The 15,441-nt window shown below is 60.9% G+C and carries 12 protein-coding genes; 6 read left to right on the plus strand and 6 right to left on the minus strand.

Features of this window, described 5'->3' with window-relative positions:
- Positions 1–48 precede the first annotated feature (48 nt).
- On the plus strand, positions 49–1,557 hold the full coding sequence (locus tag RHE_RS10930) for a winged helix-turn-helix domain-containing tetratricopeptide repeat protein (RefSeq protein WP_011425402.1): 1,509 nt from the start codon (positions 49–51) through the stop codon (positions 1,555–1,557).
- A gap of 38 nt (positions 1,558–1,595) precedes the next feature.
- Here RHE_RS10930 and RHE_RS10935 read toward each other — a convergent pair whose 3' ends face one another.
- From RHE_RS10935 to RHE_RS10960, 6 genes are all read right to left on the minus strand, one after another.
- Positions 1,596–2,276: a peroxiredoxin-like family protein gene (locus tag RHE_RS10935; protein WP_011425403.1), complete on the minus strand. Its 681-nt coding sequence runs from the start codon at positions 2,274–2,276 to the stop codon at positions 1,596–1,598.
- 69 nt (positions 2,277–2,345) lie between these two features.
- On the minus strand, positions 2,346–5,591 hold the full coding sequence (locus RHE_RS10940) for an adenylate/guanylate cyclase domain-containing protein (protein WP_011425404.1): 3,246 nt from the start codon (positions 5,589–5,591) through the stop codon (positions 2,346–2,348).
- Positions 5,592–5,756: 165 nt separating this feature from the next.
- Positions 5,757–6,560, minus strand: a complete 804-nt coding sequence (locus tag RHE_RS10945) for an ABC transporter ATP-binding protein (RefSeq protein WP_011425405.1) — start codon at positions 6,558–6,560, stop codon at positions 5,757–5,759.
- 12 nt (positions 6,561–6,572) lie between these two features.
- Entirely contained in the window at positions 6,573–7,271 is a 699-nt protein-coding gene (locus RHE_RS10950; RefSeq protein ID WP_011425406.1) for an ABC transporter permease, read from the minus strand.
- Positions 7,271–7,996 carry an ABC transporter permease gene (locus tag RHE_RS10955; RefSeq protein ID WP_011425407.1) on the minus strand — a complete coding sequence of 242 codons (726 nt, stop codon included), beginning with the start codon at positions 7,994–7,996 and terminating at the stop codon, positions 7,271–7,273. The genes RHE_RS10950 and RHE_RS10955 overlap by 1 nt, the downstream gene beginning before the upstream one ends.
- Positions 7,997–8,031: 35 nt before the next feature.
- Entirely contained in the window at positions 8,032–8,781 is a 750-nt protein-coding gene (locus RHE_RS10960; RefSeq protein WP_073990381.1) for a GntR family transcriptional regulator, read from the minus strand.
- A gap of 127 nt (positions 8,782–8,908) precedes the next feature.
- On the opposite strand from RHE_RS10960, the gene speB reads away from it, so the two are divergent.
- The 5 genes from speB (at position 8,909) to RHE_RS10985 (ending at position 15,439) form a co-directional block, all read left to right on the plus strand.
- Positions 8,909–9,955, plus strand: coding sequence for an agmatinase (gene speB, locus RHE_RS10965; protein WP_042118482.1), 1,047 nt, complete (start codon positions 8,909–8,911; stop codon positions 9,953–9,955).
- 75 nt (positions 9,956–10,030) lie between these two features.
- A complete protein-coding gene (locus RHE_RS10970) occupies positions 10,031–10,873 on the plus strand; it encodes a lysine/arginine/ornithine ABC transporter substrate-binding protein (RefSeq protein ID WP_011425410.1) in 843 nt (280 codons plus the stop codon).
- 122 nt (positions 10,874–10,995) lie between these two features.
- A complete protein-coding gene (locus RHE_RS10975) occupies positions 10,996–12,378 on the plus strand; it encodes an aspartate aminotransferase family protein (protein WP_011425411.1) in 1,383 nt (460 codons plus the stop codon).
- A gap of 17 nt (positions 12,379–12,395) precedes the next feature.
- Positions 12,396–13,988 (plus strand): gamma-glutamyltransferase, encoded by a 1,593-nt coding sequence (ggt, locus tag RHE_RS10980; protein ID WP_011425412.1) that lies wholly within the window; start codon positions 12,396–12,398, stop codon positions 13,986–13,988.
- Between the two features lie 17 nt (positions 13,989–14,005).
- Positions 14,006–15,439, plus strand: coding sequence for an NAD-dependent succinate-semialdehyde dehydrogenase (locus tag RHE_RS10985; RefSeq protein WP_011425413.1), 1,434 nt, complete (start codon positions 14,006–14,008; stop codon positions 15,437–15,439).
- Positions 15,440–15,441: the final 2 nt, after the last annotated feature.

The raw sequence follows: 15,441 nt of genomic DNA on the forward strand, positions 1-15,441 counted from the left end.
CTTGCCAAAACGTTCTCAAAAACTTCCAAACGGACTATAGATTCGCTTATGCAGGGATCGCGCTTTGCCTTTGGTCCGTTCGTGCTTGATCCGGATGCTGGAACGCTGCTTCGGAACGACAACCCCGTTGCTGTCAGCCACCGCGGGCTGAAGCTGCTTGCGGCGCTGGTCGGGCGACCAGGCGAAATCCTTGCCAAGACCAAGCTGATGGACGCCGCCTGGCCAGGCCTGACGGTCGAGGAAGGCAACCTTACCGTCCAGATCGCACAGCTACGCAAGCTGCTCGGCCCGTCCTCCGGCGGCGGTGAATGGATCGCAACGGTTCCGCGCATCGGCTACCGCTTCACGGGCGCCGTGCATCGGCTGGGCGGCGTGAGGCGAAAAATCTTGCCGCTGCCTGATAAACCGTCGATCGCTGTGCTGCCCTTCCTGAATATCGGCAACGATCCCGAACAGGAATCCTTCGCGGACGGGCTGACGGAAGACCTTATCACCGACCTCTCCAGGATGCCCGGCCTGTTCGTCATCGCCCGCAACTCGGTCTTCGCCTACAAGGGCAAGGGGATCGAGGTGCAGAGGATCGCCGAGGAGCTCGGTGTGCGCTACCTGCTCGAGGGCAGTGCAAGGCGTGCCGCCGGGCGCGTGCGCATCAACGCCAAGATGATCGATGCGGCGAGCGGCGATCATCTCTGGGCGGAACGATTCGACCGCAGCCTGGACAACATCTTCGCCGTTCAGGACGAGGTGACGGCCAAGATCGTCGAGGCGCTGCTCGGCCGCCTGCGAGCACCGCCGCCGCGCAATCGGCCGAAAAGCCTCGAGGCCTATGATCTCTGCGTGCGGGCGCGCAAGCTGATGGACGATTCCCCGCAGGCGGCTGAGGAAGCACATTTGATGCTGGCGCGCGCAGTCGACCTCGACCCGGACTATGCCGAGGCCTATCGCTGGCTTGCCATGAACCACTGGATGGGATGGGTCCATAGCGGCGGGCCAACGGAATCGAACCGCGACGTTGCTTTGCAGCTGGCGCGCAAGGCTGTTGCGATCGATCCCAATGATGCCGGCTGCCGTTGGGTCCTTGCTTATCTGCTTGCCTATGCACGCGATTTCGCCGAGGCGGATGCGCAATTCGCCAAGGCCATTGAACTCGATCCGAACGAGGCGGACACCTTTGCCGCATTATCCGACATTACGGTCCTGGCAGGGCGGATTGACGAGGGCCTCGAGCATGCTCGCAAGGCGTTCCGGCTGAATCCCTTTCCGGCGAGCTGGTATTATCTGGCGCTCGGCCAAGCGCAATATGCAGCCGAGCAATATGAGGCCGCTATCGAGACGCTGCGTCGCGACGAAACCTATCGCACGAGCTCCCGTCGTTTCCTGGCGGCAAGCCTGGCCCAGCTCGGCCGGCTCGATGAGGCGCGGGCGGAGACCGAACTCTTCCTTGTCGCCAACCCCCGCTTTTCCACCCGCCACTGGGCTGCGACCGAACCGTTTCGCGACGCTCGGACGCTTGACCATTTCGTGGACGGCTACCGCAAGGCCGGCCTGCCGGCTTGAAGCGGCCGGCCCGCCCACGCAAAGGCCAGGAAGTCGCGTCAAACAGCCATGTTCGCCGCTGCAGACATCACATCCCGAGGCGCTGGACCACCGAACAAGTTGCGGCCACCTTCCTCGACTTCCGTGAAACACCAGCGCACGACGCCATCGCGGTCGAGCAGGAATTCCCCGACAAGCTGGCCATGGCCGGTGGCGATCATCCGCGTATCGTCCTCTGTGAATTCGTAACCGTCGGCCTTGTCGAGATATTCCATCGCCGCCATCACATTCATGGGCTCCGGCAGCTCGCCCGGCATGTCGATCTGCATTGAGGACATCGTGCTCATGCTGACCTTGTGCGGCCATTCGTTCTCGGATTCGGTGAACTCGATATTCGGCAGGCCGAAGGCTCTGTGCGACACCCTTTCGGGGTCGGAGGCGGCCAGTAAATTGGGAAGCGGGTGGTAGCGGAAATAGAGGCGCGCTCGCTCGATCGGCGTATTGACGACTGTCAGACTGTCGATGCCTTTCTCCTGCAACGCATCGGTGAGCTCGGCCATGGCGGCGATCTGCCGGCGGCAGAAGGGGCAGTGCAAGCCGCGAAACAAGCCGACGAGCACCGGCTTCTGACCGCGAAAATCATCGATGGCGATCTTGCCATTGCGGGTGATCGCATCCAGCACCACGTTGGGCGCGCGATCTCCAGGCTGTAATGGTTTGTCGGCGTGGTTCTCCTGCATTGTTAGTTCCTCCCTTTATATCTCTGACTTGTTTGGACTTATGCGGAGCGACCATGAGATGCGAAGCCTTCAGTCGAGAAACGGCAAGACGACGAATGTGCCTGGGTCGAGCTTATGGCGGATGCACACATCCTGCGCCAGCGCGAAATACCGTTCCGCTTCATCCATGTCGTCATGTTCAAGGCTCAGTGTTGCCAAGCCATCATAGCACGGAAAGAGCAGTTGCGGCTCGTCAATTTCCTTCGCAACCTCAAGGGCTTCCTCGTAATACTTACGAGCTAGCTTCGGCTGCCCATGGCACTGATGTATCTGCCCGAGCACGATCAGCGGCACGGAAAGATGGTCGCGCTGATCGAGCGCCCGGTCGATTTCCACCGCCTTTTCCGCTGCCGGCACGCCCTCGGCTCCGCAGCGATCAGTGAAGGTGCAGCAGGAGACCGCGAGATTGGCGAGAAGACGCGCCTGGAAGCCGAGATCACCGATACGGGTGGCGACCTCCAATCCGCGGCGGCAGATCCTGATGGCATTGGCCGGATCGACGATCGTGTAAAGAACACCGAGGTTGGAATAGGCGCGGCAGGCGGCGCTTTGCAGATCGGCCTTTTCGGCGACCGAGAGGCTGCGCTCCACTTCCTGCACGGCATCACGGCGGCGTCCGAGCCGCGCCAGCGCTGCACCCTTGGTGTTCAGCGCCTCTGCCATCGCCCGCGCTGCCTCCCGTCCTGCCTCCGTCGTTCCATCGATCGGCAGCGTTTGCAGGCATTGCAGCGCCTGTGTCGCCCATTCGACAGCAGCAGCCTGGTCGCCGGTGCGGAAGGCGAGGTGGCCGCGTTCCTGCAGGAGATGCGCATGTTCGATCGGCGCATCGATCGGCGCGATCATCGCTTCGGCTTCGGCGCAACGGCTCTCTGCTTGATCGCGACGTCCCGCCTCGAGATGCAGACGGCTGATCTTGCGCAAGATCCTCGCAGCGGCGATCCGATCATCTTTCGCGCGGTGGGTCGCAAGTGCTCGCTGATAGTGGTTAAGGGCGGCCTCACGCTGGCCGGCAGGACCGCAGAGATCGCCAAGGCGCTCCAACAGTGCCGATTGCTCCGGCGTCATCTCCGGCTCGTCGGCAAAGGCAGCAAGAGCCTGACGATAGAGACGCATGGCATCGTCATTGGCGTAAATCTTGCGGGCCATATCGCCCGCCGCCATGAGATAGCTGGCGCCCTTGGCCTTTTCGGTGGTCAGGCTGAAATGATGGCCGAGCTGCGCCAGATGCTCTGCCCGATCTGGCGCCACGCCATATTGGCGTTCCAGCGCCCGGCCGACCCGTCGGTGAAGCTCCATGCGCCGTTGCAGCAGCAGATTGTGGTAGGCGACGTCGTGCATCAGCGTCTGGCTGAAGCGATAGCCCGGAGATATCGCCGCATCCGGTCCGCGCAGTTCCTCGATAATATTGGCATCGCAGAGATAATCCAGGGCCGCATCGACGCCGGCCGGGTCGGTCGCGACGGTGCGGAGCAGGGCGGTATCGAACTTCGGGCCGACGACCGCCGCCTCCTGCGCCAGACGCCTGATCTCCTGCGGCAGCCGGTCGACACGGGCAAGCAACAGGGCCTGCAGATTGACCGGTATATCGACATCCGCGTCTTCGGCCGCGACATGCCAGCGCTGGCCGTCATTGTGCAGCGTGCCCATGTCGATCAGCCCGCGCAGGATTTCTTCGATGAACAGCGGATTGCCGCCGGCGCGATCGAGGATACGCTTGCGCATCGGCGCCGGCAACTTGCCGTGACCCTCGCCAAAAAAGGCGGCAAGCAGCTTCTGCCCATCGGCAGCGAGGAGGGGAGCGAGACGCTGGACGGTGACGCTGACGCGATTGGAGTTCAGAGGGTCCGTCTGCAAAGTCGGCCGATAGATCGCAAGCAGCATCAGCCGGCTGCGCTCCAGCCGGTCCATCATGAAGCGCAGCACCTCGAGCGAGGCGGCATCCGCCCAGTGGAGATCCTCGATGACAAGAAGGAGAGGGCCTTGCGCCAAGCGCCGTTCGAAAACGGTGCGAACCGCATAGAAGATCTGCCGCCGCAATTGTTCCGGCTCGATGTGCCGGAGCGCGCCATCGGGATCGCCGAGGCCGAGAACATGCAGAAAGAGCGGCAAAAGCGCGTCGATGTCATCAGACCTCAGATCGAGGGCACGGAACCCTGTTGTCAGTAGTTCCCGTGTCTTGTCGCGATCGTCGCGCTCGCCGATTCCGTAGGCGCTGCGCACGACCGCGGCGAGCGTGCCGTAAGATTGTTCGCCGAGGGGAGAGCAGGTGGCTTTGCGGATGGCAAGGCCGGGGAAACGGTCTGCATCGGCGGCGACCCCGACGAACTCGCTGGCCAGCCGCGATTTGCCGATGCCCGCTTCGCCGATCAGGCGGACAAGTTGCGCGGCGCCGCCACAGGCAAGATCGAGGCAAGTCAGAAGGCGCGACATATCCGCGTCTCGTCCGACCATAGGCGCCCGAAGGCCGAAACTTTCGAGCCCGCGCGCCGTATGCGGCGCTTCCAGCAGTCCGGTCAGCCGATGCACGAGCACGTTTCCACTCTTGCCGCGCAAAGCTTGCGCGCCGAGACTTTCGAAGGCAAAGGCGTGGCGAGTGAGGCGATAGGTCAGGGGGCCGACGAGAATATCGTTTTCACCGGCCATGGATTGCAGCCGTTGCGCAGTATTCACCGTGTCGCCGGTCACAGAATAGGATTTTGTGCTGGCGGCGCCGAAGCCGCCGGTGACGACAGGGCCGCTGTTGATGCCAATATGCAGACGCAACGGCACGCCGGCGCGCGACTGCCAGCGTGTGCCGACCGCAGCGGCCCGGTCGATCATATCGAGTGCAGCGTTGAGCGCCCGCACCGGATCGTCTTCATGGGCGACGGGCGCACCGAACAGCGCCAGAAGAGCATCGCCGACAAATTTGTCCACGAAGCCGCCATAGGCCTCCACCGCCAGGGTCATCTCCTCGAACAATTCGTTCTGCAGGGCCCGCATGACTTCCGGGTCGATCTGCTCGCTCAGCGACGTGAACCCGCAGAGATCGGCAAAGAGCACCGTCACCGGCCTTCGGTCGGCATCACTATCGGCTTCAGCCGGTGCCGTCTCGATGGCTGGTTTCGCGGCGGGCTGGGCCTTGCCTGAGATCGATGCGCCGCATCTCGGGCAGAAGGCAAAATCCGGCTGGCATGGATAGCCGCAGGCCGCGCAGGAGAGTGGCTGCTTTGCACCGCATCGCGGACAGAAAGCAAAACCGCTCTGAATATCGAAACCGCAGCCGGCGCAGTCCATCGCAGGCGTCTCACGAACCCGGTATGCGACGGCTATATCAGCCGTAACCACGGGCCTCAAACAGAAGAGCAGCATGAACCTGTTGCCCTGTGCCCGCAAGCGTCAAAAAAGGGCGCAGAACGACGATCCGGCCTTCTTGAGACCTGCGTCGGGGGTCAAACGATGTCACCTCGTCCCTGCCAGAAACTGGCGGAACCGATCCGATTTCGGATGCCTGAAAAGCTCGCTGGGCTCCCCTGCTTCTTCGACGACGCCCCGGTGAAGAAAAACCACCTTGCTCGACACGTCTCGGGCGAAGGCCATTTCATGGGTGACAACAAGCATGGTTCGACCTTCCTCAGCGAGCGAGCGCATCACTTTCAGCACTTCGCCGACGAGTTCGGGATCCAGCGCCGAGGTCGGTTCGTCAAACAGCATGACCCTCGGCCGCTGCGCGAGAGCGCGGGCAATCGCAGCCCGTTGCTGCTGCCCGCCAGACAAATGCGCCGGATAGAAATTTCGTTTTTCGGCGATGCCGACCCGTTCGAGCAGAGCTTCGGCCTCCGCGATACATTCCGCGCGGTTGCGCTTCTGCACGTGCACCGGTGCTTCGATCACATTTTCAAGAATGGTCATGTGCGACCAAAGATTGAAATTCTGAAACACCATGCCGATGTGTTCGCGCATCCGGTCGACTTGCCTGCGGTCAGCCGGCACCGTTCTACGCCCCGATTTCTTCAGAGCGTACATCTCGCCGCCGATGCGAATTTCCCCGCTGTCGGGGATTTCGAGCATATTGAGGCATCTCAGCATCGTCGATTTGCCGGAGCCGGATGAGCCGAGGATTGAAATCACGTCCCCCTCATGCGCTTCAAGCGAAATTCCCTTCAGCACTTCCAGCGGGCCGAAGCATTTGCGGAGATCCTTGACCGAAACGGCAACGCTTTTGTCCTTGTTGTCGCTCACCAAAACTGTTCCCCTGTCCGACATGCACACTCCCGTTTAAGATTGCAGCCGCATACGCACATGAGGCGAAAGCCAGAAATCGACCGCCATGAGCATCCGTGTGACGATGAAAATGATCGCGAGGTAGATCGCGCCGGCGACGATGAAGATCTCGAAAGCGCGGAAGCTGTCGGCGATCAGTTTTCCAGCCAGACCGGTGACTTCCATGATCGTGATGACAGACGCGAGCGCTGTTGCTTTGATCATCAGGATGATCTCATTGCCGTAAGCGGGCAGCGCATGCCTGATGGCGATCGGCAGGATGATCCGCCTGAACAAGAGAATGCCCGACATGCCGCAAGCGCGAGCCGCCTCGATCTCCTGGGCGGAGACGGCCAGCAGTCCTCCGCGAAAAATTTCGCTGCAATAGGCGGCAGTATTCAGAGTGAGGGCGAGCACCGCACACCAGTAGGGTTCGCGAAAGAACCCCCAGACGCCGAGGTCCTGTAGGCCGTGTCTGAATTGGCCGAGGCCATAATAGATCAGGAACATTTGGACGAGGAGCGGCGACCCTCTGAAGACGAAGACATAGCCACGGGTTACGGTTCGGCCTATTTCACCGCCGGTCACGGCCAGGAGCGAGATCGCCAGCGCCAGCGCGCTGCCTGCCACGACGGACGTGACGGCAAGCTCAAGCGTCAGCGGCAAACCGGTCAGAAGCGTGAGAAACGTATCCCACATAAAGCCCAGATCCATCACAACGCTCTCCTTGTGCCCTGGATCGTTCGCGCTTCCATGCGTCTGAACAGGATTGATGAAAGCCAGGTGATGACGAGATAAAGAACGACCGCCGTCAGGTAGAACTCGAACGGCCGGCGCGTCGATCCGGCTCCGATCTGCGATTGGCGCAGCAGTTCGACGAGACCCGTAACGGAGATCAATGCCGATTCCTTCAAGACGAGCTGCCAGGTGTTTCCGAGGCCCGGAATAGCGTAGCGCAGGACGAGGGGGGCGACGATGCGTCTGAATTTGGGCCATGGCCGCATGCCAACGGCGATGGCGGCTTCGATTTCGCCACGTGCAACCGACCTGTAGGCGCCGCGAAATACCTCAGCCTGATACGCCGCCGAAACCGCGCCAAGCGCCAGGGTTCCGGTGAGAAATGCCGGCATTCCAATGAAACCTTGATAGCCGAACATGCCGCCCAAGGATCCAAGGAATGCGCTGCCGCCGAAATAGAAGAGGTAGATGACCAGAAGGTCAGGCACGCCGCGCAGAACGGTCGTGTAGCAATCTGCAAGCCATCGGATGGTCAGGTGGCGGGATAACTGCATGAAGGTAACGACCGTCCCGATCAACGTTCCGGTCAGGAAACCGCAGACGGACACACCGATGGTCATCGCCGCCGCAGTCAGAAGTAGCCAACCCCAACCCGTCTGCCCGAAGCCGACGAGAGCCAGGTAACTGTCGATAGGTGCCATACGGGGACCTCTTGAGTAAAAGATCGGGTTGCGCGTCAGTCGGGTGCGCGCCGATGCGCCCAGATGCGCTGGAGCTTCGACATGTTTTTGAGCGAGCTTTGCACATGCGCTCGCGCTGCCGCGGCCGCCGCATCCCGGTCGCGTGCACAAATGGCGTCTGCGATCGCCCGGTGTTCGTCGAGATCGGTGTGCTCCAGATCCACCCAGAGAACTTCGAGCCACAGGGCCAGGCGAAGCTGCTGATAAACTTGATCCGTCACCCTCACGAGGGCCTCGTTTCGGGTCGATTCCACGATGACGCGATGGATGTATAGTCCAAGGTCGAGGTTGCGGGCCGCGTCAGAGGGCGTCTTGTTCGTCGTATCCTTCAGTTCTACCATCTGGGCAATGACCTCACGGAGCCGATCGAGGTCTTCCTCGCTCGCTACCTCGCAGGCGAGTTGCGCGGCGCAAACGTCGAGCGCTTCGCGAACGACCAGCAGATTGCAGAACTTGGTGACGTCGAGGTCGGTCACCGTGTAGCCGAAGTTCCGCTGACCGACGATAAGCCCTTCTTCTTCCAGCTTCATCAGCGCTTCGCGCAGCGGTGTTCGGCTCACGCCGAAGCGCTTGGCGAGCGTCACTTCCGACAGGCGCTCGGAGGGGCGAAGCTGGCCGGTGAGGATCAGATCCTTCAATTGCAAATAGGTGCTCTCACGCAACGATCCTCGCTGTTCTGTCTTGGTCGATGCCAATCGATTCCCCTTCCGTCTCTGGTCCATTCGCCCCTCGGTGAACGACACCATAACTTTTTCCCTCTTGCTCGATCAAGCGGAATACGATTATGTATACAATGTTGGCTACAACAAGCAATCGTCTTTTCGCCGGCGTTCAAAAGTCGCCCGCGATCTGGTCGCAACATCTGGAGGTCCAATGCCGGAGATTCTCAGTCTGGACGAACTGCGGGAGCGCTTTTCGAACGCTTCAGGCGGTGAGATGTTCGATCCGGAGTTTCGCAAGGTGGCCGACCTGGTCTTCGGCGAAGGCGATCGTCGCCAGGCGCCTTACTGCGGCGTCCCGACATTGCTGAAGGCCCCGTATCGTCCGGACGCCGCGCCCAGTTTTGCCGATATAGATATTGCGCTTTTCGGCATTCCGATGGATCTCGGGGTGACGAACCGGTCGGGCGCGCGGTTCGGGCCAAGAGCCGTACGCAACGTCGACCGCGTTGGCCCTTACGATCATGTCCTGCGGACCGCCCCGACTGCCCATGCCCGTGTTGCCGATGTCGGCGATGTCCCGTTCAAAAGCCGCTTCGATCTTGCGGCATCCCATGACGATATCGAGAAATTTGTCGGCGGCTTGATAGGGGCGGGAGTCGTGCCCCTGGCCGTCGGCGGCGACCACTCGGTCGGCCTTCCCATACTCAGGGCCGTCGGCAGGGATCGCCCTGTGGGGATGATCCATATCGACGCCCATTGCGACACGGGCGGTTCGTTCGAAGGATGCAAATTCCACCACGGCGGACCCTTTCGCCAGGCGGTTCTGGACGGTGTGCTTGATCCCAGGCGGACGATCCAGATCGGAATTCGCGGCAATTCCGAATATCTATGGGAATTCTCCTATGCGTCCGGCATGACCGTCATTCATGCGGAAGACGTCGGTGATCTCGGCATCAGCGCCGTCATCGCCAAGGCAAGAGAGATCGTCGGGGCGGGGCCGACCTATGTCAGCTTCGACGTCGATTCTCTCGATCCCGCATTCGCGCCAGGCACCGGAACGCCGGAGGTCGGCGGCCTGACCTCGGCGCAGGCGCTTGGCATTCTGCGCGGCCTTATCGGCTTGAACATTGTCGGCGGCGACGTTGTCGAGATCGCTCCGCAATACGACCCGACGTCGAATACGGCGCAAATTGCGGCTCAGGTTTTGTTCGAACTCCTCTGCCTTGCGGCCGAGGCAATCAAGGTTCGCGCGCCCTAACAAACGGACGTCGCGGAGTCTGCAACCGCCTTGCTTGGGAAAAGAGCAGGGCGCACCAAAAAGGGGAATAAAAACATGCAAGTATCAAAACTTTTGCTGACTTCCGCTTTGCTCGGCGTCATGTCGGCCGGCACTGCCGCTGCGCAGACGAAACCAACCGAAATCACCATCGCGACCGAGGGCGCCTACGAGCCCTGGAATTTTACCGGTCCTGACGGCAAGCTGGCAGGGTTCGAGATCGATCTCGCCAATGACCTGTGCGCGCGCATGAAGGTGAAATGCACCATCGTGGCGCAGGACTGGGATGGGCTCATTCCATCGCTCACGGCCAAGAAATTCGACGCCATCATGGCCTCTATGATCGTGACCGAAAAGCGCCTCGCCGTCATCTCCTTCAGCAAACCCTACGCTCCGACCGCCGCCGCTTTCATGGTCGAGAAAACCGGTCCTCTTGCAGATCTGCCGGGGACCGGGACGACAGTCGACCTCGCTGCGGACAAGGCGAAGGTGGAGCAGGAATTGCAGCCGCTTCGGGACGCTCTCAAAGGCAAGGCCGTGGGCGCCCAGGTGTCGACGGCGAACGCAGTCTTTCTCGATACCTATTTCAAGGGCGTTGTCGATCCAAGAGAATACAAGACCGTCGAGCAGCATGATCTCGACCTCCAGGCCGGTCGCATCGACGCCGTCGTCGCGCAGAAAACTTCGTTGACTGCAACGCTCGGCAAGGACGACTTCAAGGACTACAAGATCGCCGGCCCGACCTTCAAAGGCGGGGTCTTTGGACAGGGGATCGCGGCAGGTCTTCGCAAGGACGATACGGTGTTGAAGTCGATGTTCGACGCGGCCATCGAAGCGGCGGAAGCCGACGGCACGATCAACAAACTTGCTCAGAAATGGATCAAGACATCCCTTGATTGATTAAGCGGCAAAGCTCCCACGGCAGCAATTGGCAGCCGGCGCACCGAGTAGGTCGCGCCGGCTGACCGGCGCAGCTTTACCGCGCGTCGCCAATGAAATAGACCCACATTTGGAGAACCTCTGTGACCATCCTTCTCAACTCCGTCGAATCCCGCGACGCTGCGTTTGTTCTTCATCCCTATACCAACGCTTCTCAGCATCTGAAGGACGGCCCGCTGGTGATCACCAGGGGCGAGGGGATCCATATCGTCGACAGCGAAGGCAACAAATACATCGAAGGTCTTGGCGGACTGTTCTGCGCGTCGCTGGGCTTCAGCGAACAACGTCTGGTAGACGCGGCGACCCGCCAGATGAAGGAATTGCCGTTCTATCACAGCTTCGGCGGCAAAACGCATGAGACGGCGGTCGAGCTTGCCGAACGGCTCATTCAGCTTTCACCGGTCGCGATGTCGAAAGTGTTCTTCGCCAATTCCGGTTCCGAGGCCAACGACACGGCCATGAAGCTTGTCTGGTACTATCACAATGCCATCGGCATGCCGGAAAAGAAGAAGATCATCTCGCGCATGCGGGCTTACCACGGCGTGACCATTGCTTCGGCCAGCCTCACCGGGTTGCCGAACAATCACCGCGATTTCGATCTGCCGATTGATCGGGTGCTGCATACCGATTGCCCGGAATTTTATCGCTATGGCCGCCCGGGCGAAACGGAGGAAGAATTCGCGACGCGCTGTGCCAACTCGCTTGAACAGATGATCCTTGCCGAGGGGCCGGAAACCATCGGCGCATTCTTCGCCGAGCCCTTGATGGCATCCGGCGGCTGCATCGTTCCGCCGCCGACCTATTACGAGAAGATCCAGGCGATCCTCAAGAAATACGACGTGCTGCTGATCGCCGACGAAGTCATCTGCGGCTTTGGCAGGCTCGGTACAATGTTCGGTTCGGAAAGCTTCGGGCTTCAGCCGGATATGATCGTCATGGCAAAGCAGCTTTCCGCGGCCTACCAGCCGATCTCCGCCCTGATGATCAATGAAAAGATCCATTCCGCTGTCGTTGCCGAGAGCGAGAAAATCGGAACATTCGGACATGGTTTCACCTATAGCGGCCATCCGGTCGCGACGGCCGTCGCCCTGGAAACCCTGAAAATCTACGAGGAACGTGACATCGTTGGCCACGTCCGCAACATCGCCCCGGTGTTCCAGCGGCGGTTGAACGAGCTTGGCGACCATCCGCTCGTCGGCAACGCCCGCGGTCGTGGGCTCATCGGCACCCTTGAACTGGTTCGCAACAAGGAAACGAAAGAGCCGTTCAAGCCGACGGACGGCATTGCCATTCACGCAGGCAAGCAGGCCCAGGTCCATGGCGTCATCACGCGCGCCCTTGGCGACAACTTCTCGTTTTGCCCGCCGCTTATCATCACCGAGGCTGAGATCCACGAATTGTTCGATCGCTCCACGCGCGCATTGGATGATACCTATACATGGGCGAGGGCAACCGGCCTCTATTGAGCGAAGGAAGCGACGATATGCGAAATTTCGAATTGCCGGGAAGATCGATGGCCGTCGGCCGCAATGGCATGGCCGCCACATCGCACCCGATGGCGACTTTGACAGCGATCGAGATCCTGAAAGCCGGCGGCAAGGCCATCGACGCCGCCGTCGGCGCCTGTGCCGTCCAATGTGTCGTGGAGGCCGGATCCACCGGGATAGGCGGCGATTGCTTTGCGCTGCTGGCGTCGAATGGAAATGATGATGTCGTTGCCTATAACGGCTCGGGACGCACGCCGGCGGCGGCGCATTTTGCCTGGTTTCAGGAAAACGGCATCACTTCGATCGAGCGATCATCGCCGCATGCGGTGACCGTTCCTGGGGCGGTGGACGCCTGGACCCGCCTCGTTGCCGATCACGGCAGGATGCCGCTGTCGGAAATTCTTGCGCCGGCAATTGCACTGGCGCGCGATGGTTATGCGATCACGCCACGGGTTGCCGCCGACATTTCGAACCAACGTGACTTGCTGCTGCGCGATCCATCGACCCGTCGCCTTTTCCTGATCGATGATCAGGCTCCGTTGGTCGGATCGGTTCAACATCAGCCGGAACTGGCGCAGACGCTGGAAACGATCGCAACGTGGGGCCGTGAGGGCTTCTATCGCGGTCCGGTGGCAGCCGACATGGTGACCCGGCTGAATTCCCTTGGCGGCCTCCATACAGTTGAGGATTTTGCGTTAGCTGCCGGCGAATATGTGAAGCCGGTCAGCGCGACATACCGCGGATGGACGGTGCATGAGTGTCCGCCGAACGGGCAGGGCATCGTCGCTCTGATGATCCTGAAGATCCTGGAGCGTTTCGAACGCAAAGGCGACCCGCTTGGTGTGGACAATCTGCACATCGAAGTCGAGGCCACGCGGCTCGCTTATGCGGCTCGTGATCGATGGGTGGCCGACATGGCCGCCTCAGACGTTCCGGTCGACTTCCTGTTGTCCGATGAACTCGCCGACAGCCTTGCCGCCAGGATCGACCTGAACACCATCGCCGATGCCGGGGCCGTTGTCGACGGCGTCGAGCATGCCGACACCGTCTACATTTCGGTTGTCGACAAGGACCGAAATGTCGCCAGCTTCATCAACTCGATCTTCCATTCCTACGGAAGCGGAGTGATGGCACCGAATTCCGGCGTCTTGTTCCACAATCGCGGACAAAGCTTCAGTTTGAAGCAGGGGCATCCGAACGCGATCGGGCCGCGCAAGAGGCCCATGCACACGATCATCCCGGGTCTGGTCACCCGCAACGGCAAAAGCGTTTTGTCGTTCGGCGTGATGGGTGGGCACTATCAGGCGATGGGCCATGCCCACTTCCTCTCCAAGCTGTTCGATTTCAATCTGGACATACAAAGTGCGATTGATCTGCCTCGGCTCTTTCCGCTGCCCGGCACCACGTCAATCGAAACCGAAGCGCTTCTGCGAAGCTCGATCGGGCGTGATCTCGAAGCTCGCGGCTTCAAGGTCGTCGCACCGAATTGGGCGATCGGCGGCGCCCAGGCGATCTGGATAGACGATCAAAACAACACGCTGCTGGGCGCCTCCGATCATCGAAAAGATGGTTGCGCGCTCGGTTACTAGGCGCGGTGGAGAGCTGAATGTCGGCATATCCGAATACCCAACTTTATATCAATGGCCGATGGAGGGAAGGTTCGAACGAGGATCTAAGCATCGTCAATCCGGCCTCGGGCGATGTCATCGGCCGTGTTTCCAATGCCGGCGTTGCTGATCTCGACGAAGCGCTTTCGGCTGCCGCTGCCGGGTTTGAGCAGTGGCGGCGCATAAGTGCGTTCGAGCGAGCAAAGCTGATGCATGCGGCGGCGGAGATCCTGCGGCAGCGCAATGCGGCGATCGCTCGAATAATGACATTGGAACAAGGCAAACCGCTCGCCGAGTCCAAGGCAGAGGCAACCGGGGCTGCCGACATCATAGACTGGTTTGCCGAGGAAGGCCGCCGTGCCTACGGCCGGCTCATCCCACCACGAGCGGCCAATGTCAGGCAGATGGTGATCAAGGAGCCTGTTGGCCCGGTGGCGGCCTTCAGCCCCTGGAACTTTCCGCTGAACCAGGCCGTCCGGAAAGTTTCGGCCGCCGTTGCGGCCGGCTGCTCGATCATATTGAAGGGGCCGGAGGAAACGCCGGCAAGCTGTGCTGAACTGGTTCGCGCCTTTGCCGAGGCGGGTCTGCCGGCGGGCGTCCTCAATCTCGTTTTCGGGATGCCGGCCGATATTTCCAATCACCTGATCCCGCACCCCGTTATCCGGAAAATTTCCTTCACCGGATCGACCGTCGTCGGAAAGCAACTGGCCTCGCTGGCCGGCGCCCACATGAAGCGGGTGACCATGGAACTCGGAGGCCATGCGCCGGCGATCGTGTTCGATGACGCCGATATCGATCTTGCGGTCAGACTGTTGGCCGCTGCGAAGTTTCGAAATGCCGGGCAGGTCTGCGTGGCGCCGACCCGGTTTCTCATCCAGGAACCCGTCTTCGATAAATTCCTCGATGGCCTGGTAAAGGCGGCCGAGGCGATTAAGGTCGGCGATGGATTAATCGACGGCGTAACCATGGGACCGCTTGCCAACGCGAGGCGGGTAGGGGCCATGGAGGCGCTGACGGCCGACGCGGTGATGCACGGTGCGAAGATTGCGACCGGCGGCAAACGGATCGGCAATCTCGGCAACTTCTTCCAGCCGACGGTTCTCACCGAGGTACCACAGCATGCCCGCGTGCTCAGCGAAGAACCATTCGGCCCCTTGGCGATAGTGAGTGCATTTTCCGACTACAATTCTGCCATTGCGGAAGCCAACCGCCTGCCATACGGCCTGGCGGCCTATGCCTATACGACCTCCGCAAAGACCAGCGTAGCGCTTGCCCGCGACATCGAGAGCGGCATGTTGTCCGTCAATCATCATGGGCTGGCGCTGCCGGAATTGCCTTTCGGAGGCATAAAAGACTCCGGCTACGGTTCGGAAGGCGGCTCTGAAGCAATGGAGAGTTACCTCAATACGAAGCTCGTCACCGAGGCGGCTTGAGC

The organism is Rhizobium etli CFN 42 (assembly GCF_000092045.1).
In the GTDB taxonomy this organism is placed as follows: domain Bacteria; phylum Pseudomonadota; class Alphaproteobacteria; order Rhizobiales; family Rhizobiaceae; genus Rhizobium; species Rhizobium etli.

Excerpts from the sequence above, each read along its gene's own strand:
- RHE_RS10930 (WP_011425402.1), top strand. The coding sequence starts at position 49 with ATGCAGGGATCGCGCTTTGCCTTTGGTCCGTTCGTGCTTGATCCGGAT.
- RHE_RS10935 (WP_011425403.1), bottom strand. The coding sequence starts at position 2,276 with ATGCAGGAGAACCACGCCGACAAACCATTACAGCCTGGAGATCGCGCG.
- RHE_RS10940 (WP_011425404.1), bottom strand. The coding sequence starts at position 5,591 with ATGGACTGCGCCGGCTGCGGTTTCGATATTCAGAGCGGTTTTGCTTTC.
- RHE_RS10945 (WP_011425405.1), bottom strand. The coding sequence starts at position 6,560 with ATGTCGGACAGGGGAACAGTTTTGGTGAGCGACAACAAGGACAAAAGC.
- RHE_RS10950 (WP_011425406.1), bottom strand. The coding sequence starts at position 7,271 with ATGGATCTGGGCTTTATGTGGGATACGTTTCTCACGCTTCTGACCGGT.
- RHE_RS10955 (WP_011425407.1), bottom strand. The coding sequence starts at position 7,996 with ATGGCACCTATCGACAGTTACCTGGCTCTCGTCGGCTTCGGGCAGACG.
- RHE_RS10960 (WP_073990381.1), bottom strand. The coding sequence starts at position 8,781 with ATGGTGTCGTTCACCGAGGGGCGAATGGACCAGAGACGGAAGGGGAAT.
- speB (WP_042118482.1), top strand. The coding sequence starts at position 8,909 with ATGCCGGAGATTCTCAGTCTGGACGAACTGCGGGAGCGCTTTTCGAAC.
- RHE_RS10970 (WP_011425410.1), top strand. The coding sequence starts at position 10,031 with ATGCAAGTATCAAAACTTTTGCTGACTTCCGCTTTGCTCGGCGTCATG.
- ggt (WP_011425412.1), top strand. The coding sequence starts at position 12,396 with ATGCGAAATTTCGAATTGCCGGGAAGATCGATGGCCGTCGGCCGCAAT.
- RHE_RS10985 (WP_011425413.1), top strand. The coding sequence starts at position 14,006 with ATGTCGGCATATCCGAATACCCAACTTTATATCAATGGCCGATGGAGG.